The 26,566-nt window shown below is 68.6% G+C and carries 22 protein-coding genes; 9 read left to right on the top strand and 13 right to left on the bottom strand.

Going from position 1 to position 26,566, the window contains the following annotated elements:
- Positions 1 to 2: 2 nt before the first annotated feature.
- From ACFY2Z_RS29180 to ACFY2Z_RS29195, 4 genes are all read left to right on the top strand, one after another.
- A complete protein-coding gene (locus tag ACFY2Z_RS29180; RefSeq protein WP_390747063.1) occupies positions 3 to 1,232 on the top strand; it encodes a CaiB/BaiF CoA transferase family protein in 1,230 nt (409 codons plus the stop codon).
- A gap of 168 nt (positions 1,233 to 1,400) precedes the next feature.
- A complete protein-coding gene (locus tag ACFY2Z_RS29185; RefSeq protein WP_390747064.1) occupies positions 1,401 to 2,072 on the top strand; it encodes an enoyl-CoA hydratase-related protein in 672 nt (223 codons plus the stop codon).
- Positions 2,073 to 2,263: 191 nt separating this feature from the next.
- The gene (locus ACFY2Z_RS29190) at positions 2,264 to 3,112 is read left to right on the top strand and encodes an ADP-ribosyltransferase domain-containing protein (RefSeq protein ID WP_390747065.1); all 849 of its coding nucleotides are present in this window, start codon (positions 2,264 to 2,266) and stop codon (positions 3,110 to 3,112) included.
- Between the two features lie 244 nt (positions 3,113 to 3,356).
- Positions 3,357 to 4,091: a TSUP family transporter gene (locus tag ACFY2Z_RS29195; RefSeq protein WP_390747066.1), complete on the top strand. Its 735-nt coding sequence runs from the start codon at positions 3,357 to 3,359 to the stop codon at positions 4,089 to 4,091.
- A 117-nt stretch (positions 4,092 to 4,208) separates the two neighbouring features.
- On the opposite strand, the gene ACFY2Z_RS29200 is transcribed toward ACFY2Z_RS29195, so the two are convergent.
- Entirely contained in the window at positions 4,209 to 4,874 is a 666-nt protein-coding gene (locus ACFY2Z_RS29200) for a hypothetical protein (RefSeq protein ID WP_390747067.1), read from the bottom strand.
- A 388-nt stretch (positions 4,875 to 5,262) separates the two neighbouring features.
- Positions 5,263 to 6,171 carry an MBL fold metallo-hydrolase gene (locus ACFY2Z_RS29205; RefSeq protein ID WP_390747068.1) on the bottom strand — a complete coding sequence of 303 codons (909 nt, stop codon included), beginning with the start codon at positions 6,169 to 6,171 and terminating at the stop codon, positions 5,263 to 5,265.
- A 327-nt stretch (positions 6,172 to 6,498) separates the two neighbouring features.
- On the opposite strand from ACFY2Z_RS29205, the gene ACFY2Z_RS29210 reads away from it, so the two are divergent.
- Both ACFY2Z_RS29210 and ACFY2Z_RS29215 read left to right on the top strand, forming a co-directional pair.
- Positions 6,499 to 7,392: a helix-turn-helix transcriptional regulator gene (locus ACFY2Z_RS29210; RefSeq protein ID WP_390747069.1), complete on the top strand. Its 894-nt coding sequence runs from the start codon at positions 6,499 to 6,501 to the stop codon at positions 7,390 to 7,392.
- Between the two features lie 181 nt (positions 7,393 to 7,573).
- A complete protein-coding gene (locus tag ACFY2Z_RS29215) occupies positions 7,574 to 8,272 on the top strand; it encodes an SDR family oxidoreductase (protein WP_390747070.1) in 699 nt (232 codons plus the stop codon).
- Positions 8,273 to 8,526: 254 nt separating this feature from the next.
- Here the strand turns inward: ACFY2Z_RS29215 and ACFY2Z_RS29220 are convergent, their stop codons facing one another.
- A complete protein-coding gene (locus ACFY2Z_RS29220) occupies positions 8,527 to 9,072 on the bottom strand; it encodes a MarR family winged helix-turn-helix transcriptional regulator (protein WP_390747071.1) in 546 nt (181 codons plus the stop codon).
- Between the two features lie 165 nt (positions 9,073 to 9,237).
- On the opposite strand from ACFY2Z_RS29220, the gene ACFY2Z_RS29225 reads away from it, so the two are divergent.
- Positions 9,238 to 9,435 carry a hypothetical protein gene (locus ACFY2Z_RS29225; protein WP_390747072.1) on the top strand — a complete coding sequence of 66 codons (198 nt, stop codon included), beginning with the start codon at positions 9,238 to 9,240 and terminating at the stop codon, positions 9,433 to 9,435.
- 428 nt (positions 9,436 to 9,863) lie between these two features.
- Complete coding sequence (locus ACFY2Z_RS29230) at positions 9,864 to 10,019, top strand: hypothetical protein (protein ID WP_390747073.1); 156 nt, start codon at positions 9,864 to 9,866, stop codon at positions 10,017 to 10,019.
- A gap of 88 nt (positions 10,020 to 10,107) precedes the next feature.
- Here ACFY2Z_RS29230 and ACFY2Z_RS29235 read toward each other — a convergent pair whose 3' ends face one another.
- The 10 genes from ACFY2Z_RS29235 to ACFY2Z_RS29280 form a co-directional block, all read right to left on the bottom strand.
- Entirely contained in the window at positions 10,108 to 11,358 is a 1,251-nt protein-coding gene (locus ACFY2Z_RS29235; protein WP_390747074.1) for an MFS transporter, read from the bottom strand.
- Between the two features lie 630 nt (positions 11,359 to 11,988).
- Complete coding sequence (locus tag ACFY2Z_RS29240) at positions 11,989 to 12,807, bottom strand: alpha/beta fold hydrolase (protein ID WP_390747075.1); 819 nt, start codon at positions 12,805 to 12,807, stop codon at positions 11,989 to 11,991.
- A 154-nt stretch (positions 12,808 to 12,961) separates the two neighbouring features.
- Positions 12,962 to 13,627, bottom strand: a complete 666-nt coding sequence (locus tag ACFY2Z_RS29245; RefSeq protein ID WP_390747076.1) for a DUF4097 family beta strand repeat-containing protein — start codon at positions 13,625 to 13,627, stop codon at positions 12,962 to 12,964.
- Positions 13,628 to 14,257: 630 nt separating this feature from the next.
- The gene (locus ACFY2Z_RS29250; protein ID WP_390747077.1) at positions 14,258 to 14,845 is read right to left on the bottom strand and encodes a GNAT family N-acetyltransferase; all 588 of its coding nucleotides are present in this window, start codon (positions 14,843 to 14,845) and stop codon (positions 14,258 to 14,260) included.
- Between the two features lie 180 nt (positions 14,846 to 15,025).
- The gene (locus tag ACFY2Z_RS29255) at positions 15,026 to 17,944 is read right to left on the bottom strand and encodes a glycoside hydrolase family 3 C-terminal domain-containing protein (protein ID WP_390747078.1); all 2,919 of its coding nucleotides are present in this window, start codon (positions 17,942 to 17,944) and stop codon (positions 15,026 to 15,028) included.
- Between the two features lie 128 nt (positions 17,945 to 18,072).
- Positions 18,073 to 19,083 (bottom strand): LacI family DNA-binding transcriptional regulator, encoded by a 1,011-nt coding sequence (locus ACFY2Z_RS29260; protein ID WP_390747079.1) that lies wholly within the window; start codon positions 19,081 to 19,083, stop codon positions 18,073 to 18,075.
- 31 nt (positions 19,084 to 19,114) lie between these two features.
- On the bottom strand, positions 19,115 to 21,379 hold the full coding sequence (gene yicI / locus ACFY2Z_RS29265) for an alpha-xylosidase (RefSeq protein ID WP_390747080.1): 2,265 nt from the start codon (positions 21,377 to 21,379) through the stop codon (positions 19,115 to 19,117).
- A 10-nt stretch (positions 21,380 to 21,389) separates the two neighbouring features.
- Positions 21,390 to 22,247, bottom strand: a complete 858-nt coding sequence (locus ACFY2Z_RS29270; protein ID WP_390747081.1) for a carbohydrate ABC transporter permease — start codon at positions 22,245 to 22,247, stop codon at positions 21,390 to 21,392.
- Positions 22,244 to 23,212 (bottom strand): carbohydrate ABC transporter permease, encoded by a 969-nt coding sequence (locus tag ACFY2Z_RS29275; RefSeq protein WP_390747082.1) that lies wholly within the window; start codon positions 23,210 to 23,212, stop codon positions 22,244 to 22,246. The genes ACFY2Z_RS29270 and ACFY2Z_RS29275 overlap by 4 nt, the downstream gene beginning before the upstream one ends.
- Positions 23,209 to 24,504: an ABC transporter substrate-binding protein gene (locus ACFY2Z_RS29280; RefSeq protein ID WP_390747083.1), complete on the bottom strand. Its 1,296-nt coding sequence runs from the start codon at positions 24,502 to 24,504 to the stop codon at positions 23,209 to 23,211. Before ACFY2Z_RS29280 ends, ACFY2Z_RS29275 begins: the two co-directional genes overlap by 4 nt.
- 481 nt (positions 24,505 to 24,985) lie before the next feature.
- Between ACFY2Z_RS29280 and ACFY2Z_RS29285 the strand changes: the two genes are divergently transcribed.
- Positions 24,986 to 26,341 (top strand): S8 family serine peptidase, encoded by a 1,356-nt coding sequence (locus ACFY2Z_RS29285; RefSeq protein WP_390747084.1) that lies wholly within the window; start codon positions 24,986 to 24,988, stop codon positions 26,339 to 26,341.
- Positions 26,342 to 26,566 lie beyond the last annotated feature (225 nt).

A 26,566-nucleotide genomic window follows, 5' to 3' on the forward strand; every position in this document is an offset into this window, starting at 1 on the left:
CGATGACCACCGAATCCGTCTTCACGGGACTGAAGGTCCTCGACGCGTCGACCTACATCGCGGGACCGGCCGCGGCCACCATGCTCTCCGACTTCGGCGCGGACGTCATCAAGGTCGAGCCGCCGGGGATGGGCGACCCCCAGCGGCGGCTGAGCTTCGTGCCGCCGAGCCCCCGGGCAGAGGCCAACTACGGCTGGCACCTCGCCAATCGCAACAAGCGCGGCATGGTGATCGACCTGAAGTCCCCGGCTACCACCGAGATCCTCAAGCGCCTCGTAGAGTGGGCCGATGTGGTGATCACCAACTTCCCGCACGGCACCCGTGAGAAGCTGCACCTGGACTACGAGCAGGTCTCGAGCTGGAACCCGCGGGTCGTCTACGCCGACATCACGGGCTTCGGGGACGCCGGTCCCGACGCCGGGCAGCCGGGCTTCGACCTGACCGCCTACTGGTCGCGCAGCGGACTGCTGGCCTCCACCCGCGACGCGGGAGCTCCGCCGACGGTGCCGGTCTGGGGCAGCGGCGACTACACGTCGGCGATCGCGATCTACGCCGCGATCGTGACGGCCCTGTGCCGCCGTGCTCGGACGGGACAAGGGGCCAGTGTCGGGACGTCGTTGCTCGCCACGGGCGTCTGGGCCACGGGCACTCTCGTGGCCGGTGCGCTCGCCGACGGCACGCCGTTCGAGCTGCACGACCGCAGCGCGCCCGTGAACGCGCTGACGAACCCCTACCGGACCTCGGACGGCCGGTGGTTCATGCTGGCAACCTCATCGGTGCACTGGCCCAGACTGACACGGGCCATCGGACACCCCGAGCTGCTCGAGGATCCCCGCTTCGCGGACATCGAGGCCCTGGTCAAGAACGCCGCCGCGGTGAGCGAGCTGCTCGACACCGAGTTCCGCTCACGGCCCTTCGCCCACTGGAAGGACGTCCTGGACCGGGAACGCATCACCTACAGCCTCATTCAGACACCGGAGGAGTCCGCCCAGGACCCGCAGCTCCGCGCGAACGACATCGTCGTACCCCTGGAAGGGGTCCCCGGGCTGACGGAGACCGTCAACAGCCCCGTCAATCTGAGAGGCGTACCGAAGGTGCCCGCGAAGCGAGCGCCCGAACTGGGCGAGCACACCGACGAGATCCTCGCCGAGATGGGATTCGGCCCCGCCCAGATCGCCCATCTGCGCGCCCAGGGAGCGATCCCGGGCGCGCCGGAAGAGGAGGCGGCGTAATGCGCACGGCGTCCAGAGCGCCGGGCCCGCTGAGATCCACAGCCTGCCGACCTATGTCCTGAACGGCCTACCCGCCCCGGGGGCGCACGCTTCGGGTCTGGCCCCCGCACCAGTCCACTGCCCCAACCAGCCATACCCGCACACCACACACCCCTTCCAGGAGCTCACATGCCTACCCTTGACCGCGAGAACAACGTCTTCGTGCTCGATCTCGGAGACGGCGAGAACCGCTTCCACCCTGACTGGATCGCGTCCGTCAACGCCGCCTTGGACGAGGTGGAGAACGCGGAAGGGCCGCGGGCCCTGGTAACCGCCGCGACGGGCAAGTTCTACTCCAACGGCCTGGATCTGGAGTGGCTGTCCGCCCATGCCGACCAGCACCAGGACTACACCCTCTCGGTCCAGGAGCTCTTCGCCCGCGTACTGTCCCTACCGATGATCACCGTGGCCGCCCTCCAGGGACACACCTTCGCCGCCGGCGCGATGTTCTCCCTGGCGCACGACTTCCGCGTCATGCGCGCCGACCGTGGCTTCTGGTGCCTGCCCGAGGCCGATATCAACATCCCCTTCACACCCGGCATGTCCGCCCTGATCCAGTCCCGGCTGGCGCCGCAGACCGCGCACGAGGCCATGGTCACCGCCCGCCGCTACGGCGGGACGGATGCCGCGGCCGTCGGCATCGTCGACCGGGCGGTCGACGAGAGCGCCGTGCGCTCCACGGCCGTGGAGATCGCCCAGGCACTGCTGAGCAAGGCCGGCGACACCCTCGGCACCATCAAGGCGCGCATGTACGGCTCGGTCCTGGCGACCCTGCGCGACACGGCCCACCCCCGAGGCTGACGCGGCCGACGAACACCGGAGGGCGCCGGGCCCCCTCCTACGGGTGCCCGGCCCACCGGCCGGGCCGTCTGGGCGCGCAGAGCGTCGCCTCGCACGCGGCCGCGGGTGGATTACCGCTGGAGTTGCACTGGGCGCGGACCGGTAGGGTAGCGCTCTTCGGGCGGCTCGGCTCCCGGAGTCCCAGAGGACATGTGCTGTCGGCGCGCGGCTGCCGGGGCGTTCCAACGCAGACACGCCGACGAGATCGACTGGCTGCCGAGCACCGGCTGGAACATGCTCGTGGCCGAGACCGGCGGCGCCGACGGGGACGTCGCCGACCGCATGGGCGCGTTCATCGCGTCCACCATGGAGCTGCACCAGCTGTACCTGGACCGGCTCTCCAGCGTGAAGGACGAGGGCCTCGTCCTGGACGCGATCACGGGTGTGTTCGACACCCCGCTCATGGACTTCCGCGACGCCGTCGCCCCGGTCGCCGCGCTGCTGCCCGGGCTGGACCGACCCGTCGACCGGTCGCACGAGTTCGGCAAACGGCGGGCGGACGCAGCTTCGCCGGCCTGCCCCTCGACGCGATCGCCGCCCTCTACCTCTACACCTGCGAGTCCGCGTTCTACCGGGAGATCAACGCCACCCTGCGCTCCCCGGACCGGACCAGGCTCCTCCCCTACCTGCCGTATCTGCGACTGCTTTTCTCAGCGGTGTCGCAACTGCCGGCCCGGACCCAGCCGTTGTGGCGCGGTGTGGCACTGGACCTGCGTGCGCAGTACCCGCTCGGACGGACCGTGACCTGGTGGGGCGTGTCCTCGTGCACGTCCGAGCGCGGTGTGGCCAAGGCGTTCCTCGGCAGCCGCGGCAAACGCACACTGTTCGAGGTCGTCCCCGCCCGGGCCGTCAGCATCCGCGACTTCTCCGCGTTCACCTGGGAGGAGGAGTTCATCCTCCCGCCGGGCACCCAACTGAAGGTCACAGACGTCAAGGCCCAACGCAGCGGCCTTCACACCGTGAAACTGACGGAACTGCGGGAACAGCCCCTGGCCGCCTGACCGGGCACCGGCACCGGCCGTCGCCCCTGCGGGGTGGTGGCTCTGCCCCGCCTCCGCACGGGCCGGCACCTTGGGCTGAGACATGGGCGGCGCGATGCCGAATCGACAGGGCACAGTCGCGCGCGGGGGGTCCGAAACCCGCTGCGGTCCGTCGGCGTCAGCCGGTCGGTACCGCGCCGTTGCGTTCTCGCTCGTTCCCCGGAGAGGATGGCGGAGATCATCCCGGGCAACGGAGGAGCTTGCTGTGGCGAGCGCTGGGGCGGCCGAGCTACTGCTGGGCGGCATAGTCGCGTTAGGCGCATCGGTGCAGTGGCTGACCGGAATGGGCTTCGCGCTGATCGCGGTGCCCGCGCTCGTTCTGGTACTCGGGCCCGCCCAAGGTGTGGTTCTGGCGAATTGCGCAGCCGGAGTCATCAGCATCGCCGGGCTCGCGACGGGTTGGAGACGGGTGCGGATCGGCGCCATGATCCCCTTGGTCATGGCCTCCGCGTGCACGGTGCCCGCGGGCTCATGGGTAGCCGCCCGAGTTCCCGAGCCCGTACTGCTGGCCGGCGTCGGGATTCTGGTGACGGTGGCCGTGGCTTTCGTGATGGGCGGCCTGCGCATATCCGCTCTGACCGGGACCAGGGGCGCCGTGACCGCGGGTGCCGTGGGTGGATTCATGAATTCCGCCGCAGGTGTCGGCGGGCCACCGTATTCGCTGTACGCGGTGAATGCGGGATGGCAGGTCAGCGAATTCGTACCAAATGCGCAATTTTACGGAATCATTGTGAACGTTTTCTCGGTGGCCTCCAACGGTGCGCCGCAGCTGAGTGGGACAGCCTGGTCGGTGGCTGGGGCCGCGATGGTGGCGGGCGCCCTCGTCGGTAGGGTGCTCGCACCGAGGGTTCCGGAGCAGTGGGTGCGGCGGCTCATCTTCGCGCTGGCCCTGACCGGTGGCGTCTCCGTCCTGGTCAAGGGACTGCAGGGGATGCGATGACGTCCGCTCGATGTCCTGCGTGCCGACAAGCCCTCCATGTCACACATTGAGCCGGACCGTCAGGTCCGGTGGGGCCGGTTGCGCAAGCGGTAGCGCCAGTGGTCGGCCACGCGATGATCACCGTCGAACCCGGGGCCGAGCGGGCCGACACGTTCGTAGGCCCAATCGGTGCGCGGGTTGTCGCGGCGGGCGAGGGCGCTGGCGGCCTCCGGACGCAGAAGCTGGTCCTCCTCGTCCAGCAGGGCGACGAAAGCCTCCGTGACGGCGGCCGTCCGGTCGTGGGAGGATGGCGCTGTGGCCTGCCCGGACGGTGAGCCCGTCGAGGGAAACCTCCTCGACCTCCGTGTACGAGTCGTCCTTGATCAGACGCCGGGTGGCCGGGCCGGAGGCCCCCGTGCGGCGGCGCAGTTCCTCGTCCGCTCCCGTTTCGTACCAGTGCCGGGCGAGGTCGAGCAGCCGCTTCTGATCGGTCTCGGCGAGCCGTAGCCGCGGGTCCTTGCCGAGCAGGGCCTCGACCAGCGCCGGGGAGCCGAGATCGACAGCCCGCAAGAGCGGTGTCGTGCCATCCGGCAGCTCGAAGACGGAGTCGGCGCCGCCCTCGGTCAGGGCCTCGGCGGTCTCGTGGTCGAATCCGGCCACGGCGGCGCAGAGCAGCGGGAGGCCTTCGAGGCCCGGAGTGTCCGGATCGGCGCCGTCCCCCACAGACTCCCGTACCGCGTCGAGGTCCTTGGCGGTTACGGCTACCACGAGCTGGTCGTTCAGGTCGTGCTGCGGTTCTGCCATCTCTCTCCCCCCGAGTGTGCCGACATGCCGGCACCGGCTTCGGCGCACTGTCTACCAGGGAAACGCAACCGGCCGCCGGGATGGCAGACCACTGGTCCCTGACCTGGTCGTGACCAGTGTGCAGGGCCGGCTGCATCGAGCAGCTGTGCAGCAACTCGAGGACGCCGATCTCGTCAGCGTCTCTCGCGTCCTCCCTGACCCTGTTCACGGAAGGGCTATGAGGGGGCGAACATACGGGTCCGAGCCCTGCGGGCCTGTACGGGGTTTCCACGGCGCGCGTCCTGCTGGGCGCGAAGGGAATGCCCGAACGCATGGAATGACCGGGCGCATGGAATGACCGGGCGCATGGAATGACCGCAGCTCGCCCCCTCATCCGTAGGGCCTCGTCCTAGTCGATGAAGAGGCTCCACGCGGTGGCGTTGAGGTTGTCGGCGAGGAAGATGTCGGTGCCCCCCAGCCGCTTCTCCCAGGAGGGCATGAGCTCCGCCGCGCGGGCGACGACCGCGTCCATCCAGACCTTGAGTTCCGCCTGCTTGTTGTTCTCCGGCACCTTGGCGGCGGCCGCGGCTTCCTTCAGGTCGACCGTCCGCAGCGCCTCGCCGGCAGCGGTGCGCAGGTCGCTGATGAATTCGCGGTTCGTCGCGACGTCCTCGGGCGTGCCGGGCAGAGCCATGTGGCCGGTCACGACGGTGTCGAAGTCGTACTCCAGCATCTGGTCCATGGCGTGGAAGTACGCGGGCACGTGCGCGGAGAAGTACAGGCGGAAGAACGGCGCGTTCTTCGGCGAGAAGCTGTCCATCGCTCCCATGAGCTTCTGCTCCGGCAGGTGGATGAACAGGTTGCCGGCCTGGTGCCAGTCTCCTGCGTAGTCGAGGACGAACCTGACGCCGTCGATGTCCATCTCCGTGCGCCGGCCGCTGAAGGTCTCGGTGGGCAGGGGACGCCGGTTGTCGTTCTTGGCCTCCTTGATGAACTCGCCGGTGATCTCGTGAGAGATGATCTTCAGGCCGTCCCGGTTCAGCAGGTGAGCCGCTCCGATGTGGTCCGCGTGCGCGTGGCTGTAGATGAGGTGGGTGAGCGGCTTCGGGGTTACCTCCTCGATCGCCGCCAGCAGCTTGTCCCCCAGGAACGGCGAGGCGTCCACCAGCACGACACCCTTCTTCGTCTCCACGAACATCGTGTTGATCATTCCCTGAGTGACGAAGTAGGCACCACCGCCCAGCTCCTTGACGACAAACCCGGACTCCGGAATGTCCGGCCCCAGAGCGAAGTCAGGCATAGGGGCGAACTCAGTCATGGTGATCTCCTTTGTGCGGCCCGTCCGGCGGACGGGCGAGCGGTGTGGCTGTGAGTGGAAGGTGGCCAAGGGACGGCCGGCACGAGCCTGACCTGTGGCTGCCGTAGCCTTCGCGACATTGCAGGCCGGCGCGGGTCGGCCGCTCTTGTCTCCGGCCCCGGCAGGGGAAGGTCTTCCGATCTCGTCGCCGGCGAGGCAGCTGCCCTACCACGCAGCATTGCGCCGTTTGCGGGGGTGCGGAGCCCGTACGTACGCCTTGCTGAACCTAGGTCTGGCTGGTCCACCTTCACCGGCCCGTCACGGCCCTGCGGGCGACACACTGGCGACATGAAGCAGAACGGCGAACTGGGTGACTTCCTGCGCTCGCGGCGGGCCCGCCTGCGCCCCGAGGACGCGGGGGGCGCCTTCAGCGGCGGCGCGCGCCGGGTGCCGGGGCTGCGCCGCGAGGAGGTCGCACGCCTGGCCGGGGTGAGCACGGACTACTACGCCCGCCTCGAACAGGGCCGCCACCCCCACGTCTCGGAAGCGGTGCTGGAGGCCGTCGCCCACGCTCTGCGTCTGGACGACACCGAACGCGGCTACCTCTTCGAACTCGCCCGGCCCAGAACACCCGGCCCACACCGACGCCGCCCGGCCCGCGCACCGCGCCTGCGGCCGGCGGTCCACCGCATGCTGGACGTCCTCAACGACGTCTCACCCGCCCTCGTCATCAACCACCGCACTGACGTCCTGGCCGCCAACCACCTCGCCAAGGCACTGATCACCGACTTCGACGCACTACCGCACCGCGACCGCAACCTCGCCCGCTTCGTCCTGCTCCAGCCGGCCGCCCGGGACTTGTACCGGGACTGGGAGCAGGTCGCCGCCACCTTCGTCGCCGGCCTGCGCCTGGCAGCCGGACGCCACCCCGACGACCCCCAGCTGAACGAACTGGTCGGCGAACTGTCCATCAAGGTGCCCGAGTTCCACACCTGGTGGGCCAGCCACCGCGTGGACCAGTGCGCCCACAACACCCAACATCTTGACCACCCCGTGGCCGGCGAACTCACCCTCTCCTACGAAACGCTGGCCCTCCCCGCCGACCCCGACCAGAGCATCTGCCTCTACACCACCGAACCCGGCTCCCCGTCCACAGAGGCACTCCGACTGCTCGCCAGCTGGACCACGCCGACGGGCACACATACATCCACCGCGACCGAGCGTGCCACACACCAGAACTGACGACGGGCCGGGCGTGTCAGTGCCCTTGTGCAAGTCCTTGGGATTCACTTGAGGTCGAGCCTGTCCTCGAAGAACCCCGTACCGCGGGCGCCACTCTCGGAGTGGGCGCTCTGCCCCGAGGCCATGGGCTGACCGTCCCACTCGGGGTTCGGTGGCAACTGACGAATTGAGGTGTTCGGTCATGGAGATCAAGGGATCGGTCGCGTTGGTGACGGGTGCGAACAGGGGCATCGGGCTGGCCTTCACCCGCGCCCTGCTCGCCCGGGGCGCGGCCAAGGTGTACGCGGGCGTACGCGACCCCGAAAGCCTCCGGGAGCCGGGGGTCGAGACACTGCGTCTCGATGTCACCGACCAGGACCAGATCGCGGACGCCGCTGCCGCGGCGTCCGACGCGACCATCGTCATCAACAATGCCGGCATCCAGGCCGGGCCGGCCCTGCTGGAGGGGTCCCTGGAAGGCGCGCGGCGCGAGATGGAGGTGAACTATCTGGGTACCTGGGCGGTCTCGCGTGCCTTCGCGCCGGTGCTCGCGGCCAACGGCGGCGGAGCGCTGGTGAACATGCTGTCGGTCGCGTCGTGGCGGGTGAACAAGATCTGGCCCAGTTACGCGGCGTCGAAGGCAGCGGAATGGTCACTGACCAACGCCCTGCGTTTCGGTCTGCGTCAGCAGGGGACCCTCGTCGTCGGGGTGCACGTAGGCCCCGTGGACACCGATGGCGCCGCCGCGCTCGATGTTCCGAAGTTGCCGGCCACGGAGGTGGCGACACAGACCCTGGACGCGATCAGCCGCGACGAGTCCGAGGTGCTGGTCGATGAGCTGTCCCGCCGGGTGCGTGCGGCGTTGTCCGGCCCGGTGGAGCTCCTGGAGCCGACCCAGTGACGGCCGATTCGAGGGCCATGGTGCGCACCTGACCGACACCGAGCAGTGCTGCCGCGCCGCCTTGACGACGCCGACGTGATCGCTTCTTTCATGGTGTTCTCACTCCGCCCGCGTCAGCACACGGACGCGGGCGGACTGCCCCTGATCGCCGATGTCTCGCCGTCCGCACTCACACAAGCGAAGCGCCCACCCCACCGCACAGGGACGTATCCGCTGTGCCGTCGCACACCGCTCGGCGTGCGGTTCACCGGCGCTCAGGATTCCTCCGGGAGGGCGGAGGAGGCGGCGTTGTAGCGGGCGAGCAGGCTGCGCAGGGTCCGGACCTCGTCCGGGGACCAGCCTTCGGTGCGCGTGTCGACCTCGCGGTGCATGAGGGCGTCGGCACGGGCGAGGAGTTCCCGACCGCGGTCGCTGGGGTGCAGCAGTTGGACGCGACGGTTGTCCGGGGCGGCGGCGCGTACCACCAGGCCGGCGCGGTGCAGAGCGGCGACCTGGCGACTGATCGTGGACTTGTTGATGCCGTAGAGGCCGACCAGGTCCGCCGCGCGGGCTCCGTTGCGTTCGGCCATCTCGGAGAGCAGAGAGTAGTCGACGAAGCTCAGGTCCGGGTGGAGCCGCTCGGCGTTGGCGCGGAAGCGCCGGGAGAGGGTCACCATCTCGCGGACGAGTCCCAGGATCTCCGGGTCGCCATCGGCCACGTGCATGTCCTTCCCCTTGATCCATGCGCCTGCGGCCGCCGCAGCGCCGCCCGGCGACGTCAGGCCCGGGCCCGGCGGGTCCACGCTCCCGTTGGTGATCATACGCGCCGCACACCATGGTGAGTTGCATTTTGCATCGACGGTGAGCGAGGACTGCATTCGACATGTTGCAGAACGCAACTCCATATCTCCATGGACACCGGTCCTAGGTGATCCGCCGAGAGGTGTGTCCACCTGGGTGGCGGTGAGGGCGGCCTGGCCCACTTCATGAGCCACCTCGGCGTCGGCATGGAGAGCCGCTGGGCCGCCATGGAGTGCGAGAAGGTCACCTTCGACGAACCGACCAAGCGGCTGCTGACCGAACAGGCCAAGGACTTCGGCGGCATCGTCGACGAACTCGCCGCCGAACGCGACCGCAAGCAGATCACCGTCACGCGCTCCCTGGCTGAGACCTTCGACGCCTGAGCAGCCGTCCCGGGGACGCCCCCATGACGACTGCCCCTCACCTCGGCGCGAAGCCGCACCCCCCTTCGCCCCACACCTCGACGCAAAGGCTGCCGTACCCATGAGTGCCGACGAACTCACCGAGCGCATCGAAAGGGCCATCGCCAATCCGCTGACCCGCGACGACGGCTTAGACATCCGTCAGGCTCTGGGTGAAGTCCTCGCCCCGGCCGGCCTGCGCCCCGAGGACAGCGGCGGAAAGATCACCTTCATAGGCAGCGACCCCATCGTCCCGAGCGTCATGCTCCTGGGTGCCGTCCCCGCGCTCGGCCTGACCGCCAAGTCCGTGCCCTGGCCGCACTCTGGCGCCACCGCGGCGGCGAAGGCCAGGACATCACGATGGACCTGCGCAAGGCCCCGCACCGGCTCTGCCCCTTCTACGACAAGAAGTGGGAGCTACTCAACGGCTACCGGGCGGCAACCCCTCGGATCCGACCAGCCCTCTGGGCTTCGGCTTCTACCGGACCCGCGACGGTCGCTGGGTCATGCCGCTCAACCCCTACCCGAAGATCAAGAACGCCGTCTACAAGCAGTTGCAGGGATGACCCGCGCCGGACGTCGATGTGCGCCGGCAGGCGTTCCTCGGTCGATCGATCCACCGCCGCAGCGCGTGTCGGTGAGTCGGAGAAGCGCTCAGGCCTCCCGCGGGATCAAGAGACGGCCGGCAGCGGCCGAACCGACCGCCAGCAGCGCCGCGGTGGCGAGCGCCACGGTCACCGAGTGGGTGGTTAGCACACCGCCCAGCGCGGTCCCGATCGGAAAGCCGATCAGGTTGACGCTGATGGAGACGGTCATGATGCGTCCGAGCCAGTCTGGCTCGGTCCGGCGCTGCCGCAGCGACAGCAGGCTGACGTTCACCGCGCCCTCGGCCAGGCCCACCAGCATGAGACCGATGCCCAGCGTCACCAGCGAACCGAGCGCGCTCACCGGGAACATCGCCACAGCGCACGCCAGCGTCGCAGCGACCATGCAGCGGCGTTCTACACCCGCCCGCAGCACCTTGCCCGCGACCAGGCCGCCGACCGCGCCGGCCAGACCGGTGATCGCCCACATCAGGCCGACGTAGCGGTCGGCCGACCTGCCCCTGTCGAGCCAATCGGTCACGGCGACGGGCACGATCACGAGCAGCATGCCGGCGGCGGCCTGGTACAGCGCGTACGAGACCGCGAGCCCGCGCAGAGTGGGGTTTCGGAAGAGGTAGGTGATGCCCTCCCAGGCCGAGCGCAGCAGGTACCGGCGGGGAGCGGACGGCGCCCCGGCACCGCCCCCACGCAGGAGCGTCAGGCTGAGTCCGGCCAGCACGTACATGCCCGCGATGGTGAGCAGTGTGGGATTCGGACCGATCGCTGCGAACATCGCACCGGCCAGCAGCGGACCGACCACGTCGATCGCGGAGAAGGTGCTCAGATCCAGGGCGTTGGCCTTGTCGTAGGCGTCCGCCGGCACGAGTCTCGGAAGCAGGGCCCGAATCCCGCCCGCGGTGAGTGGGCTGGTCAGCGAGTACAGGGCGAGCAGGACGAAGAGCACGGGCTCGGTCAACGCCCCGCAAGAGGCGAGCAGTGCGATGCCACCGATGAAGGCGGCGCTGGACATGGTGTCCAGCGCCACGGCCCGAACCGCACCGAGCCGGTCCAGGACGGCGCCCGCGATCGGGCTCACCAGAAAGCCCGGCAACGTCAGAAAGAACCCGCTCAAGCCTGCCATCGATACGGAACGGAACTCCGCGATGACGTAGAGAACGACGACGAAGAGCAACATGCTGCCCGCGAGTCGTGATAGGCAGGCGGCCAGCAGGAGTTGGGGGACGTTACGACTACGGAGAACCTGTCGGTAGGTCAGCGGAGCCGTCCCGGCGGAATCCTCAACGGTCTCGGGTGCCTTCATACCGGGATTACACCCTGCCCGACTAATGACCTCACGCTGATACGGCTCCTGTCGGTCATGAGGGTTCTAGGGCCGGTGCGATGCCGATGCTGCCACACGCCGACGATCTGTTGAAGGGGCCTCTGTCAGGTCTACGTCGTCACGCCAGGGCTCCGGCCAGAACACCGGCCCTGCGCACCACGCCCCTGCTCTCACCAGCTGCATCTCCGGGAGAGGTTGACCGTAGACCTTCGGAAGCACCGCCCAGGCGTGGCCGGTCCAGGTAGTCACCGGCTCAGCGATCGTGCCGTGTTCGTAGCACCGCTCGGGACGCCACATGTTCGCTGTTCCGGCGCGCGGCACATCGACCCGCCTACGCTCACGCGCCCGGCCGAAGCCCTGTGACGGTGCGGCCTGCCCGCACTACGGCGACCCGTCTCAGCAGTGGCCCACGCCGGATGCGGCAGGTCCGTCGAAGTCGCCGCTGCGAGCCGCCGCCGGTAAGGCCTGGACCACCTCTCGCTGCTCCAGTCCGACGAACGTCGGCCGCACCTTCCTGCGGGCACGGCCGGCGAGCATCTTGGTGGCGGCGGACGATGATGACGTTGGTGGTGAGGACGTGCCGTTGTCGTCAGTCCGTTGGTCGTGTCCTCAGCGCCCCGCGTGGTCGAGGGCCGCGACCTCGCGCACGGCCTCGGCGATGGCCGGGGAGTCTTTCTTCAGAATCGCACTGTGGTTGCTGGCGACCTTCGCGCTGATGTGGATGTTCGCGTTGCGGGCGGTCACCGTATCCAGGCTGGTGCGTATCCGCTCCTGCTCATCACCGCGGCTTCCCAGGGACGACCCCGAAGCGACCACATACCGCGCCGGGACGGTGATGTCGTCCAGTACGGGGCCGAGTTCGCGCTCGCGGGAGAGCCTGCCGAGCTCGATGTTGCTGTTCGCCTGCTGTTCGGCGGTCATCCGCGGGGTCAGGCCCGTCGGGCGCAGCAGCGGCGTGACCCAGCCCATCCGCCGAAACAGCTTCCGGATGCGCTGCTCCATGGCCTCGTCGAGCCAGTCGTACGGGTACGCGCCGTCGACCAGGACCGCGCCCACGGTACGCTCCGGATTCCTGCTGGCCCAGTGCGCCGCGACGAACGCTCCGTAGGACCAGCCCACCAGCAACGCTCGGTCGACACCCCTGGCCGCGAGAACGGCGTCGACATCCCGGACGGCGGCCTCGAAGGAATAGTCCGCCGACCGCTTCGATTTCCTGCCGCGAGCCCGCTCGTCGTAGGTGATGTGCCGCCACTCCGCCCCCAGTTCGGCGACGACCCGCCGCCAGTACCCCTGGGTGGCGAACTGGCCATTGAGGTAGACCACGGGGATACCGGGACCGCCGGTGTCGGTGACAGCCAGGGCCGTGTCGTCGACCGGCACCATGCCGGTCCACTTCGAAGCGGTCGAGGAAGTGCTGTTCTTCGTCATGTGTTCCACCTGGTCGTGTGAGAGCGTCTTGTACGGCTCCCCCAGGCCCCCTGTATGTGGATCGCAGGGGCCTGGGGAGGGACGGCCGCGTCGTCGGCGGCGCCCGGCGGGATCTCGATCGCGGTGGGCCCGGCCGGACAGTGCTGTTCCGCCTTTACAGGCTGCGGGCGGTGATGTCGCCGTTCGAGGTGGTGGCGCGGATGTCGAGCTCGGCGGCGCCATCGCTCTTGAGGGCGTTGCTGATACGGCCGTAGCTGGTGCCGGCGTCCAGGGCGGCCGAGACGCCTGCGGCGGCGGTGACCGAGATGTCGCCGGACTGGGTGCGGAGCACGACCGTGCCGCGCATGGCCTCGGCGATCCGGATGTCGCCCCTTGCGGTGCTGATCTCCGCGGGGCCACCCAGCCGGCCGACCTCGACGTCGCCATCGGTCGCAGTGAGGCGGACGCTCGCGGCCTCGTCGATCTTGATCTGGCGGTACGCACCATCGAAGACGACGTCGCCGAGGCGGCCGACGCCGCGGAGCTCGGAGCCGGCGGTCTTGGCCTCGATGCGGGAGCCGGCGGGCAGTTGGACGGTGACCTCCAGGGATCCGGAGGGGCCGAAGAGCTGGTTCTTGGGCTCGGACGTGTGGATCCGCAGGACGCCGTCGGCGTAGGTGACGGTGGTCTGCTCGGCGGTCTGGACGTCGCGCCTCTTGGAGGGATTGGCGGGCAGGACCTCGACGGTGGTGTCGGCGCGGTCGGCGGCGATGAACTGGATGCGTCCGGCGGGGATGTCCAGGACGGCGGAGATCGGGGCGGAGGTCTCGAACTTCTGCATCGTGCTCTCCCAAGCTCGATCGTGTTTCTGATATCGGAAACGCTACGTAGCTTTCCAGGTTCCCGCAACAGGCTCGTTGCATAAATATGGGACCTTCCCACGTCAGAGTGCCGAAACTGTTGCAACGGGCTCGTTAGCAACGCAACGGCGAGCATTGCGATCATTGCAATGGATGAGAAGTGAACGCCAGAGCGGCGCAGCGGTAAACCCCTGGTCAAGGCGTCACCCCAGGGTCCCGCGTCGTCCCAGGAGAGGATGCCCTGTAGTCCTCCGGGTGCACTTCAGGTCCGCCGCTGAGAGGACGTCAGCTGCAGTGCCCGCGTTCCAGCGTCGCCGCCATGACCAGACTCCGTCGCACTGCCGCTGCTGGCGTCCTCACACTCGTCCTGCCGCTGCCCGCGGTCGCAGCGGATACGGCATTAGCCGCACCCGCATCCGAACACCCCGCCGCCGCGGCCTCCGCCCGGCGGTCGGTGCAGATCACCCGCACCTACGTCGGGGCGTTCTTCGACCTGCATCTGCGCGGCGTCCCGGGGCCGGTCCTCGACGGGCCCTCCGCGGCAAACCCTGAGGTCGGCTTCCACCCCTGACGGACCCGCAGACAACGACGCGGCTGACGCTCCGTGGGGGTCAGAGCCGGCGCACATTCCCGGTCGGCGGGGGCGTCCGATCACCGCGGTTGAGGCGCCAGACCACGTCGATGCCAGTGCCTGAGGGAGCCGCGGGTGGTGGTGCCTGCTCACGCCGGACTTGGGTGAACCCCAACCGGCGGGGAACCGCGCCGCTGGGGGCATTGGCCAGGTCGTGCGTGATTTCCAGGTACTCCACGTCCGGCAGGGCGAACATCTCGGCAACCATGGCTGCCGTCGCTCTCGTGGCGATGCCCTGACCGGTGGCGGCAGGATGCAGCCAGTACCCCATCCTCCACCCTTGGGGTTCGACCCAGCGGTAGGTCTGACACATGCCGATGACCGTGCCGTCTTTGGTGACGGCATAGTTGTAGGCGTCGCCGTTTGCCCACTTCGCCTCGGACTTCGCGAGAAAGTCCCGGGTGCTCTTCTCGCTGTGAAAGGCGACCCATGGCATCCACGGGCGCAGGTGGTCCAGGGACTCCTCGATCAACTTGAACGCCGGAACGAAATCGCTCTGTCCCCGCCAGCGCCGCAGTACGAAGTCTCCGCATTCGATGAACTGACTCGGCCGCTCCATGACAGCCATGATTGTTTTGCAGTACGGGTCACTGCAACGGGGTGGCTCGAATTGACGGTCCGTCAATATCTGCTGGGCTGCAGGCGGATGAGGCGCTTCAGCCGGACAGGCCGGCGCACCCGACACGGGCCCGGGCCCAGTACCTGTGACGGACTGGGCCCGTACCTGTCCTGCCCGTGGCCGCCCAGGTCACCCGCCGCTGACCGGCCCCAGGCTGAACGTCGACAACCGCAGCCCCTTGCTCAGCACCAGGTACACGTTCCGTACCCCCTTCGCCGCGCCCGTCAGCGGAGCCGTCACCATGTCGTACGTGTACGGCGACGACGTCCCGTCGAAGTGCGCCGTGCCGAGCAGCCCGCCCTTCGGTGAGCCGAGTCGTACCTGCAGCGTTCCCGCCGCGCCCGCCAACCGGGCCGTCACCGTCGACGCGCCCGCACCCAGCCGCGCGTCCGTGAACTTCAGCCACGCCCCGTCCGCCGTGGCCGACACCGCCGTCCCGCTCGCCTTCGACTCGTCCACCAGGCTGATCGCGCTGTAGTCGTCGAAGTTCTCGGCGCGGGTCACGGCAGACAGATCGCGAGGCGGGATCGTCTCGCCCCGTACCTTCAGTGACGTCCGCGCGCGGATGTCCGACGACGACGCGCCGACCATCACGTCGTACGTCCCCGTCTCCACCACCCACTTCGCCCGCGTGACGTCCCAGTGCGCCAGGTCCGCATCCGTGAGGTGAAGCCGCACCGTCCTCGTCTCGCCCGGCTTCAGCGACACCCGCGCGTACGCCTTCAGCTGCTTCAACGGCTGCTTGTCGCGGGACGCCCGCTGATGGACGTACAACTGGACAACCTCGTCACCGGCCCGTCGGCCCGTGTTGGTCACCGCCACCTGGTAGCCGTCAGCCGTCCGCCGCAGGCCGCCGTAGCGGAACGTCGTGTACGACAGGCCATAGCCGAAGGGGTACAGCGGCCGGCCCTGGTAGTACAGGTACGTCCGGTCCGACTTGATGATGTCGTAGTCCAGGATCGACGACAGGTCGGACTCCGAGCGGTACCACGTCTGCGTCAGGCGGCCCGCCGGGTTCGCGTCGCCGTACAGCACATCCGCGAGCGCGTCGCCCGTCTCCTGGCCCGCGTGTGTCGTCCACAACAGGGCAGGGACGTCCTTCTGCAGGGCGCCGAGCGTGGTGGGGTAGCTGTTCTCGACCACGACCACCGTCCTCGGGTTGGCCTTGCGCACCGCACTGACCAGCGCCGCCTGCGACGGGGCCAGCCCCATGTCCGTGCGGTCGTGGGCCTCGCGTCCGTTGATCGCCGGCATCGAACCGACGACCACCACGGCCGAGTCCCTGCCCTGCACCGCCGCCACCGCCTCGTCGACTCCGCTGCGGACCACATCCCTCGTGTAGTGCGCGGCCTTGTCCTCGGTCACCAGGCCGAGCGTGCCGTCGGCGTCCACCGGGCCCAGGTACACCGGGTTCGACCACCAGGACTCCCCGGTCTCGTAACCCGCGTAGCGAAGCAGGTACGTACCGTCTTCCTGACGCTCCAGCTTGAACTGCTGCTGCACGTACCAGCCGTTGGGCTGCGTCTGGTCGTTGACGAAGTTCGACCAGTTGTAGCCGACGTATCTACGGTTCGCGGCCGAGCGCAGGGTCACAATGCCAGAGCCCCAGTCGAACACGTCGAACTGCGAGCCGGCACCGCCTTCCGTCGTCTCCTTCAGCGGCGCGCCCGCCTCCCCCGCTCCCGCTGTCACATACTTCCCGGTCGCCGTGTCCTTCAGCGCGATCCGGTCCACGCCCTCGCTGCTCGCCACCGAGGTGCCGATCTTCGCCTCGATGCCGGCCTTCGGCGTGACCGCGTACGGCAGACTTCCCGAGTACCAGTCCGTGTAGAGGGTGTCCGCGAGCGGGCCGACCACCGCGGCGTTCCCGGACTTCCTCAGCGGCAGCGCACCGTCGTTCTTCAGCAGCACCGCCGCCTCGGTGGCCGCCTTCCGCGCCAGCTTCCGGTGCGCGGGGCTGTCGATGACGGACGCGTCGATCGAGCCGTACTTCCCGCCACCGGGGTCGAACTCGCCGAGACGGACCCGGATGCTCAGTACGTTCCTTGCCGCCGTGTCGATGTCGGACGGCTTCAACAGGCCTGTCGACAGCGCCGACTTGACGGCCGCGGTCGTCGGCCCGGAGTCCGTGTCGTTGTCGGTGAAGCTGTCGATGCCCGCCTTGAGCGCCGCCGCGTCCGCCTCGGCCTGGCTGCCGTAGTACTTCTGGCTGCCGACCAGGTTGCCGGGCGCGAAGGCGTCCGTGACGTTCAGCAGGTTCTGGGAGGTCCAGGTGCGCACGGTGTCGTTCAGGGCAGGGTTCACCGTGTTGGGGCGGCCGTTGACGAGGTTGTACGACGACATCACACCTGTCGCCGCGTCCGCCTCGATCGCGGGCCTGAACGCCTGCTCGTCGTACTCCTTGAGCACGCGCGGGCGCAGTTCGGAGGATGTGGTGTCGCGCCGGACCTCGTTGTTGTTGGCGAGGAAGTGCTTGATCGTGGGCGCCGTCTTAAGGTGGTTCGGGTCGCCGCCGGTCAGGCCGGTGCCGTAGGCGGTGGAGATCGAACCGGTCAGGTACGGGTCCTCGGAGTAACCCTCCTCGTTGCGGCCCCAGCGTGGGTCGCGCAGCAGATTGGCCACGGGCGCCCACAGATCGAGGCCCCAGCCGGGCGGGCGCTGCTGCTGAAAGCCGCGCGCCTCGTCGCCGACCGCCGAGCCGACCTGCTGGATCAGCGCGGGGTCCCAGGTGGACGCGAGCCCGATCGCCTGGGGGAACACCGTCGCCTTGCCGAGCCAGGCCACGCCGTGCAGGGCCTCGGTGCCGGTGCGGAAGGACTGGATGCCGAGGCGGGGGATGGCGGGCTCGTACTGGTGGAGGAGCGAGATCTCCTCGTCCAGGGTCAGACGGGAGAGGAGGTCGTCGACGCGCTTCTCGACGGGGAGGTTCGGGTTGCGGAATGGGTAGGCGGGGTCGTCGGCGTGGACGGGGACGGTGGCGCCGAAGCTCGCTGTCAGGGCGAGCGCCAGGGCCAGGGTGGTTCTGCGTCTTCCTTGCGTGCCTTTCATGCCACGGCTCCTTCGGTCAGGACCTTGCAAGGGGACGATCTTCAGGACTACGGAGGTTCAGGGCTTGGGGCCACGGGACTTGAGGGCTGCGGGAGTTCATGGCTTCGGGGGTGCGGGACTTCGCGGCGTCAGGACGCAGTGCGCGGTGCGGTGCTCGCCCGGGGTGTGAGGTGCGGGGCGAGCAGGGTGGCCTCCGGAACCGCCACCCCGCCCAGCTTCTTCATCAGCAGCTCCACCGCCCGCTCCCCCACCTCCGCGGAGGGGATGGCGACAGAGGTGACCGGGATCCGCGCACCCGCGGCCTGCTCGGCCGGGCAGATCGCGGTGACGGACAGATCGCCGGGTACGTTCAGGCCGAACGACTCGAAGGTGTCGATCAGCGGTTCCAGCACCGCTTCGTTGTGCACGACCACCCCGGTCAGCGCGGGCTGCTCCCGCAGCAGCCGCTCGGCGACGCCGCGGGCGGCGGCCGGCGCGGCCTCGCAGGGGTGCACCGACGACACCAGCCGGTGCCGGTCGGCGGCCGTCGTGAACCCCTGCGCCACCCGCTGCGCGAACCCGGTGCCCCGCACATACACCTCCGGCGGCGACCCGACCAGCGCCACCACCCGGTGCCCGAGTCCCGCCAGATGCTCCACGCACAGCTCGCCCGCCGCCATGAAGTCGAGGTCGATACAGGTCAGTCCCTGCGCGGAGGCAGGGAACCCGATCAGGACGGACGGCCGGTCCAGGATCCGCAGCAGCGGCAGCCGCGGATCGTGCATCTGGACGTCCATCACGATCAGCGCGTCCACCAACGCCGTGTCCGCCACGCGCCGTAGCCCCTCCTCGCCCTCCTCCTGGGTGAGCAGCAGCACGTCGTGGTCGTGTCGGCGGGCGGCCGTCACCACCGAAACCGCGAACTGCATCACCACGGGGACGTTGATCCCGGAGCGCAGCGGCATCACCAGCGCCAGCACGTTGGACCGGCTGCTGGCCAGGGCCCGGGCGCCGGCGTGCGGGCGATAGCCCAGCTCGCGGATGGCCGCCTCGATACGCCGACGGGTCTCCTCGGAGATGGGGCGCTTGCCGCTGAGGGCGTACGAGACGGTGCTGGGCGAGACACCCGCGTGCCGGGCCACGTCCGTGATCTTCACCATGTCAGTCCAGCTCCTGTCAGGGGTGGAACCCTCACTCGGACTCCCGCTCCAGCTCCAACGACAGAAATCCGGTGCCCGCCGCCGCACGGGCGGTCCGCTCCCCGCTCGCCAGCGCCCAGGGTGCCCGAGGATCACCGCACGAGGCCCGCAGCGTCTGCCCCTCATGTACGACGGTGAAGGTCACGTCGCCGACCGGTACCGTCACCCGGGCGCCCTGCTCCAGCCCGAACGCGCGCAGGGTGACCCCGTCGGCGTACGGATAGTCGGGGCGGTCGTCCACCACGCCCACCGGGATCACCGCACCGGGCCTGACCAGCAGCGGAACGCTGGAGAATCCGTGCCGCTCATGCACCCAGCGCGGCCCGGTCACCGTTCGTCCGGTCACGAAGTGGGTCCACTGGCCCTCGGGCACGTAGTAGGACACGTCGCCCTCGTCGCTGAACACCGGCGCGACCAGCAGGTCCGGGCCGAGCATGTACTGCCGTTCCAGATGCGCGCACGCGGGGTCGTCCGGGAACTCCAGCACCATCGCCCGCATGATCGGCACACCCTCGGTGTGGGCGCTGCGGGCGGCCCCGTACAGATACGGCATCAGGCGCAGCTTCAGCCGGGTGAAGTGCCGCAGCACGTCGACGGACTCCTCGTCGAACAGCCAGGGCACCCGGTAGGAGGAGCTGCCGTGCAGCCGACTGTGCGAGGACAGCAGGCCGAAGGCGAGCCACCGCTTGAACAGCGCGGGAGTGGGGGTTCCTTCGAAGCCGCCGATGTCATGGCTCCAGTACCCGAAGCCCGACAGGCCGAGGCTGAGCCCGCCGCGCAGCGACTCGGCCATCGACGCGTAGGTGGCCTCGCAGTCGCCGCCCCAGTGCACCGGGAACTTCTGGCTGCCCACGGTCGCCGAGCGGGCGAAGACCACGGCCTCCTGCTCGCCGCGGTGTTTGCGCAGCACGTCGAAGACGGTGCGGTTGTACAGGTACGTGTAGTGGTTGTGCATGCGTTCCGGGTCCGAGCCGTCCGCGTAGGCCACGTCGAGTGGGATGCGCTCCCCGAAGTCGGTCTTGAAGCAGTCGACGCCCTGGGCGAGCAGCGCCTCCAGCTTGGCGGCGTACCAGTCGCGGGCGTCCGGACTGGTGAAGTCGACCAGTGCCATGCCCGGCTGCCACAGGTCCCACTGCCACACGCTGCCGTCCGGCCTCTTCAGCAGATGGCCCAGCGCCTTGCCCTCGGCGAACAGCGGCGAGCGCTGGGCGATGTAGGGGTTGATCCAGACGCAGATGTGCAGGCCCTTGTCCTTGAGCCGGGCCAGCATCCCCTCCGGGTCGGGGAAGACCCGCGGGTCCCACTGGAAGTCGCACCAGTTGAACTCGCGCATCCAGAAGCAGTCGAAGTGGAAGACGGACAGCGGCAGTTCGCGTTCCTTCATGCCGTCGATGAAGGAGGTGACGGTGGCCTCGTCGTAGGAGGTGGTGAAGGAGGTCGACAGCCACAGTCCGAACGACCAGGCGGGCGGCAGTGCCGGGCGGCCGGTGAGGGCGGTGTACCGGCGCAGGATGTCCTTGGGGGTGGGTCCGTAGATGACGTAGTACGTCAACTGCTGGCTCTCCACGCTGAACTGGACCCGCGACACGGCCTCCGAGCCGACCTCGAAGGACACCTTGCCCGGGTGGTCGACGAAGACGCCGTAGCCCGCGTCCGTCAGATAGAACGGGACATTCTTGTACGCCTGTTCGCTGGCGGTGCCGCCGTCGGCGTTCCAGATGTCGACGACCTGGCCGTTCTTCACCAGCGGTCCGAAGCGTTCACCGAGGCCGTATACCGATGTGCCGACCCCGAGGCCCAGCTGTTCGCGCAGGTAGTGGGCGCCGGTGGCGTCGCGCATGATGCCCATGCTCTTGGGGCCGCTCGTGGTCAGGGTACGGCCGTGGGCGAGGAAGTCGACGTGCCAGGGGCCGGTGCGGGCGACGCGTACGGACAGGGCGCCCGAGGTGAGGGTGGCGCGCTCCTCGTCGTACTCCACCTGCGGCGAGAAGTCGTCGTCCCGCTGGATCTCGAAACGGGGGCCCCGGGGCTGCTCGCCCTCGAAGTGCGTGAAGGTGAGACCGATGACGTCCGGCATCGGCGCGTACGCACTGATCGTCACGACCGGTCCCTTCAGCAGGTCGCCGCGGTGGCGGATGGGCTGGGTCGGCGCATGGATCTCCAGGGCTCCCGGGGGTGTGGTCACGTCCAGGACCTGCACCGGGTGGGCCGCGGTGACGCCTTCGCGCAGCAGCCAGTAGCCGTCGGTGAACTTCAAGCCGTACCCCCTACTTGACGGCACCCACGGCGATGCCGCGGGTAAGAGTCCGCTGGAAGACGAGGAAGAAGACAAGTGCGGGCAGGACGCCCAGCAGGGCCGCCGCGTTGGTCATCGTGGCGTCCATCAGGCGCTGGCCCTGCAGGACTCCGAGGGCCACGGACACCGTCTGGTTGTCGTTGGAGATCAGCATGACCAGCGGGAGCAGGAACTCGTTCCACGTCCAGATGAAGAAGAAGACGAGCAGCACCCCGATGGTGGGGCGGCTGACCGGCACCACGATCCGCCACAGCACCTGCCATGAGTTCGCCCCGTCGATCCGGGCGGCCTCGATGATCTCGCGCGGGAACTGCCCGAGGACCGAGGCGAGCAGATATGTGCCGAAGGCGGTCTGGATCACCGTGAAGACGATGATCACGCTCAACCGGGTGTCGTAGAGGCCGGCCTGCTTGCTCAGGTAGTACAGCGGGTAGACCAGCGCCTCCTGCGGCAGCACGTTGGCGAGCACGAAGAAGGCGAGCACCCAGGTGCGCCCCTTGATGCGGCCGATGCCGATCGCGTACGCGTTCAGCACGGACAGTACGGCCGCGAGGACGGCCACCGAGCCGCTGATGAGCACGGAGTTGAGGAGCTTCTGCCCGTAGTCGACGCGTTGCCAGAAGTCCTTCAGCCCCTCCGTGTAGAGGCCCTTGGGGAGGCTGAGCGGTCCGTGCTGGGAGTACTCGGCGGGGGACTTCACGGCGTTGACGGCGACGATCAGGAAGGGCAGCACCATGAACAGGGCCGCGATGCACAGGGCGACGAGCACGGGACAGCGGCCGACGGGCGTACGGGGCCGGGCACGGAGCTCGGTGCGTACGGTGGTCATGCGCGGGCCCCTTCCTCGGCGTCCTCGGCGCGGGTCTGGAGTTTCAGTCCCACCACCGCCAGGACGAGGATGATCGCGGTGAGGACGGTGGAGATCGCGGCGCCGTACCCGACCTGGGTCTTCTCGAAGAACGTGGTGAAGGAGAAGTAGGAGGGGACGTCGGTGGCGCCGCCAGGGCCGCCCTTCGTGAGCACGTACACCGCGCCGAACACCTTCAGCGCCGCGACCGTGCACCAGGTCAGCACCACACGGATCTCCGGCCTGATCTGCGGCAGGGTGACGTGCCAGAAGCGGCGCCACCAGCCGGCGCCGTCCAGTTCGGCCGCCTCGTACAGCTGGGGGTCGACGCGCTGGAGCCCGGCCATGAAGACGACGAGCGGGAAGCCGAGTTGTACCCACACCATCACCCCCATGACGCTGTAGAGGGCGACATCCGGGTCGCCGAGCCAGTCCTGCTGCCAGGAACCGAGGCCGACCGCCTTCAGCAGCGCGTTCAGGGCGCCGTTGTCGGGGGCGAGGATCCAGCTCCACACGATGCCGGCGACCGCGATCGGCAGCACCTGCGGCAGGTAGAAGCAGGCACGCAGTACGGCGGCCGTCCTGCTGCCGAAGTGCTTGCCGATGAAGTCGAACAGCGCGGCGGCGAGGACGAGTCCGATCGCCGTCGGTACGACCGCCATGGCGACGACCATGAACAGGCTGTGCCGGAACGACGTCCAGAACTCGCTGTCGTCCAGCAGCTGGCGGTAGTTGGCGAGCCCGGTCCACTTCGGTGAGCCGATACCGCTCCACTGCGTGAAGCTCACCCCTGTGTTCATCAGGAACGGAACGATGATCACGGCAAGGAACGCGAGCACGCCGGGGAGCAGGAAGAGTGCGTACGACGTCTGGGGGCGGGGGTGGCGCGGGCCGGTGTGCGGGCGCTTGCCGACGCTCCGCACGCCCCGTTCGACGGTGATCGTCATTGCTTCGGCGCGCCCTGGTCGTACGCCTTCTGCAGCGCGCTGAGGTAGGCGTCCGGCTTCTCACTGCCTGTGATCAGCTTCTGCGTCTCGGAGACGAGGGTGTCGTAGAAGCCGGGGACGGGCCAGTCCGGGTAGAAGGCCAGGCCGTCGCGCTGGGAGAGCGTGTTGAAGTCGGCGATCAGGGTCTTGGCCTGTGGGTCGGTGATGGCGTTCGAGTCGGCCGCGACCGGGACGCCGCCCTTGTTGCCCAGCAGATTCTGGATCTTCGGCGACATGGTGATGTCGATGAAGTCGTAGGCGAGGTCCTTGTTCTTGGCGCCCTTCGGGACGACCCAGAGATTGCCGCCGGAGCCGAGGGTAAGGGGGGAGCCGGGCCACAGCATGGTGCCCCAGTCGAACTTGTTCTCCGCCTTGAAGCGGCCGTACCACCAGCTTCCGGAGAACAGGATCGGGTTCTTGCCCTGGATGAAGGCGACGCCCGCGTCCTCTGCCTTGGTGCCGCTGGACGTCTTGCTGATGTAGCCCTTCTCGACCCAGTCGGCGAAGGTGGTCGCGCCGTAGGTCCAGGCCGCGTCGTGGAAGTCGGTCTTGCCCTTGTACAGCTCGTACTTGTCGACCCAGGAGCGGTCGGCCTTCGACAGCGCGAGCTGGTACAGGTACTGCTGGGCCAGGTACTCGGCGCCGGCGTCGGCGAGCGGTGTGACGCCCTTGACGACGAACTTGTCCATCGCGGCGGTGAGGTCGTCGAAGGACCTCGGCTCGGCGATCCCGTACTTCTTGAAGAGGTCCTTGTTGTAGAACACCATGGTGTATTCGGCGTAGTTGGGTATTCCGTACCACTTACCGGATCCCATGACGCCGTCGGCGTCGTACTGACTCGTGGTCTTCACACCCGCGCTGAGCTTCTTGTCCCAGCCGCGCTTGGTGACCTCCGGGGTCAGATCGGTGAGAAGTCCCTGTTTGGACAGCAGGCCTGCCGTCGCGTTGCCCTTGTTGTACTCCATGATGTCGGGCGCGTCGGAGGAGTTGAGCACCATGGGCGCGGTCTTCTGGATCTGCTCGAAGCCCTTCTCCTCGAACTTCACCTTCACGCCCGGGTGCTTGGCCTCGAACTCCTTAATGGCCTCGTTCCAGGCGGCGCCCATCGCGCTGTCCGGGCTCTCGTAGTGCCACAGTTTGAGCGTACTGCCGTCGGAAGAACCGCTGTCCGAGCTGCCGCAGGAGGCCAGGAGCAGGGATCCGGAAAGGATCACCGCAGCCGTCGCCGCCGCCCGCCGTCGTGCCGTCAACATCCAGTGCCTCCAAGGGAGTCGGATGGGTATCGGAGCGATCACTCAGCGTTCATCGAATCGATTCGATACGTGATGTCGAAGCGCTTCGACGGAGGAAGGTAGGTGGGGGTTCCGACGGCGTCAATGGGTGTGCGTGAATCGGCGAACCAGGTGCGCGCCTACGACCCACCGCGGCTCGACGCGTGCTCAAGGGTCCGACCGTCGCTCTCCCCCGCCGCACCTGAGTACGCCGGCAACCGACTCCGACGACAGTGCAGCTCCCGGCCGATGAGCTGCTCACGCCCCGAACCGGAGCTCATCTCGCCGCCCTTGCTCAACCCTCCGGCATGTCAGCAGTCAATCGTGGAGTAAAGGCTTCGACATCGTCCGTTCAACGGTCTTGTTCTGTCCATGACTCGTTCGATGAGATGCGCGGGGACCACCTCGAGATCTCTTCATGAGGCCGAGGCCACTTCATCGACTCCGAATCACAGGGGGATTCATGCGCATAGCCCGTACCGGGCAGGGCCTCGCGGCGGCCACCTCCGTCGCCGCCCTCGCGGTCACCGCACTGGCGACCGCCGCGCCTGCCGCCGTACCGCACACCATGGCGGTACCGGCCATCGTCGGGCACACCCTGGTCCACGGTGTGAGCAGTCCGCTCTCCAGCGAGCAGTGCCAGGCCAAGTGGCACATCAACTGCTACAACCCGCTCCAGTACCGCACCGCGTACGACCTGAACGCCCTCTACCGCAAGGGCGTCACGGGCAAGGGCCGCACCATCGTCATCGTCGACTCGTACGGTTCCCCGACCGTGCAGCACGACCTCGACGTCTACAGCAAGCAGTTCGGGCTGCCCAGCACCAAGGTGAAGGTGGTCAAGTGGGGGCACGTCCCCGTCTTCGACCCCAAGAACTCCGACATGACCGGCTGGGCCGGCGAGACCACCCTGGACGTCGAGATGGCGCACGCGGTGGCACCCGACGCCAAGATCGTCGTGGTGGAGACGGCGGTCTCCGAGACCGAGGGCACCACCGGTCTGCCGGAGATGATGTCCGCCGAGAAGTACATGATCGACCACGGCGTCGGCGACGTCATCAGCCAGAGCTTCGGCGCCACGGAGAACACCTTTCCCGGGTTCGAGAAGGGTGACTTCTCCAGCATCAAGAACCTGCGGTACGCCTTCCAGGACGCCGACCGCAAGCACGTGACCGTGCTGGCCGCCTCCGGTGACGGCGGCGCGACCGACATGCAGGCGGACGGCAAGACGTACTACAAGAAGCGCGTCAACTCCTGGCCCTCCTCGGACCCGCTGGTCACCTCGATCGGCGGCACCCAGCTCCACCTGAACGACAAGGGCAACCGCGTCAAGCCGGACAGCGTCTACAACGACAACGGCTCCGGTGGCGGCGGCCAGTCCCACGTCTTCACGCGCCCGGCCTTCCAGAACAGTGTGAGGAACGTCGTCGGCAACCGCCGCGGCACCCCGGACATCTCCATGTCCGCGGCGGTCAACGGCGGCGCCTGGATCTACTCCAGCTACGACCCGACCGCCGTCGGCTGGGACGTCAGCGGCGGCACCAGCGAGGCCACCCCGCTCTTCTCGGGCATCGTCGCCCTCGCCGACCAGGTGGCGGGCCACCGGGTGGGCAACATCCAGAAGGCGCTGTACGACCTCAACGCCCACCACCCCAAGAGCAACGGCATCGTCGACGTCAACGACGGCACCGACAACAGCTACCAGGGCGTGACCGGCTACAAGGCGGTCAACGGCTACGACCTCGCCACCGGCGTCGGCACCGTGGACGCCCTGCGCTTCGTCCCGGCCCTGGCCAGGGCGAGCCGTCACGGCGGCTGACGCCTCCTGACACCACGCGGACGGCCCTGGTTCCGCACCCGGGCCGTCCGCCTCGGCCGCATGTGCACGGCCGTAGGCCGCGCGAAGGACGGCAGCCCCATCCTCCGTTTCAGCAGGTCAGATACACCACGAGCGCCGTCCCACCAGCAGACGAAGGACCTGCCGCCCGTTGTCCTGATCTCGCGGCACCGCCCGTCGGTCCGGCCTGGCTTGTGCCGCAGGTCG

The sequence above is a fragment of the Streptomyces sp. NPDC001222 genome, assembly GCF_042896945.1.
Lineage (GTDB): Bacteria > Actinomycetota > Actinomycetes > Streptomycetales > Streptomycetaceae > Streptomyces > Streptomyces gibsoniae.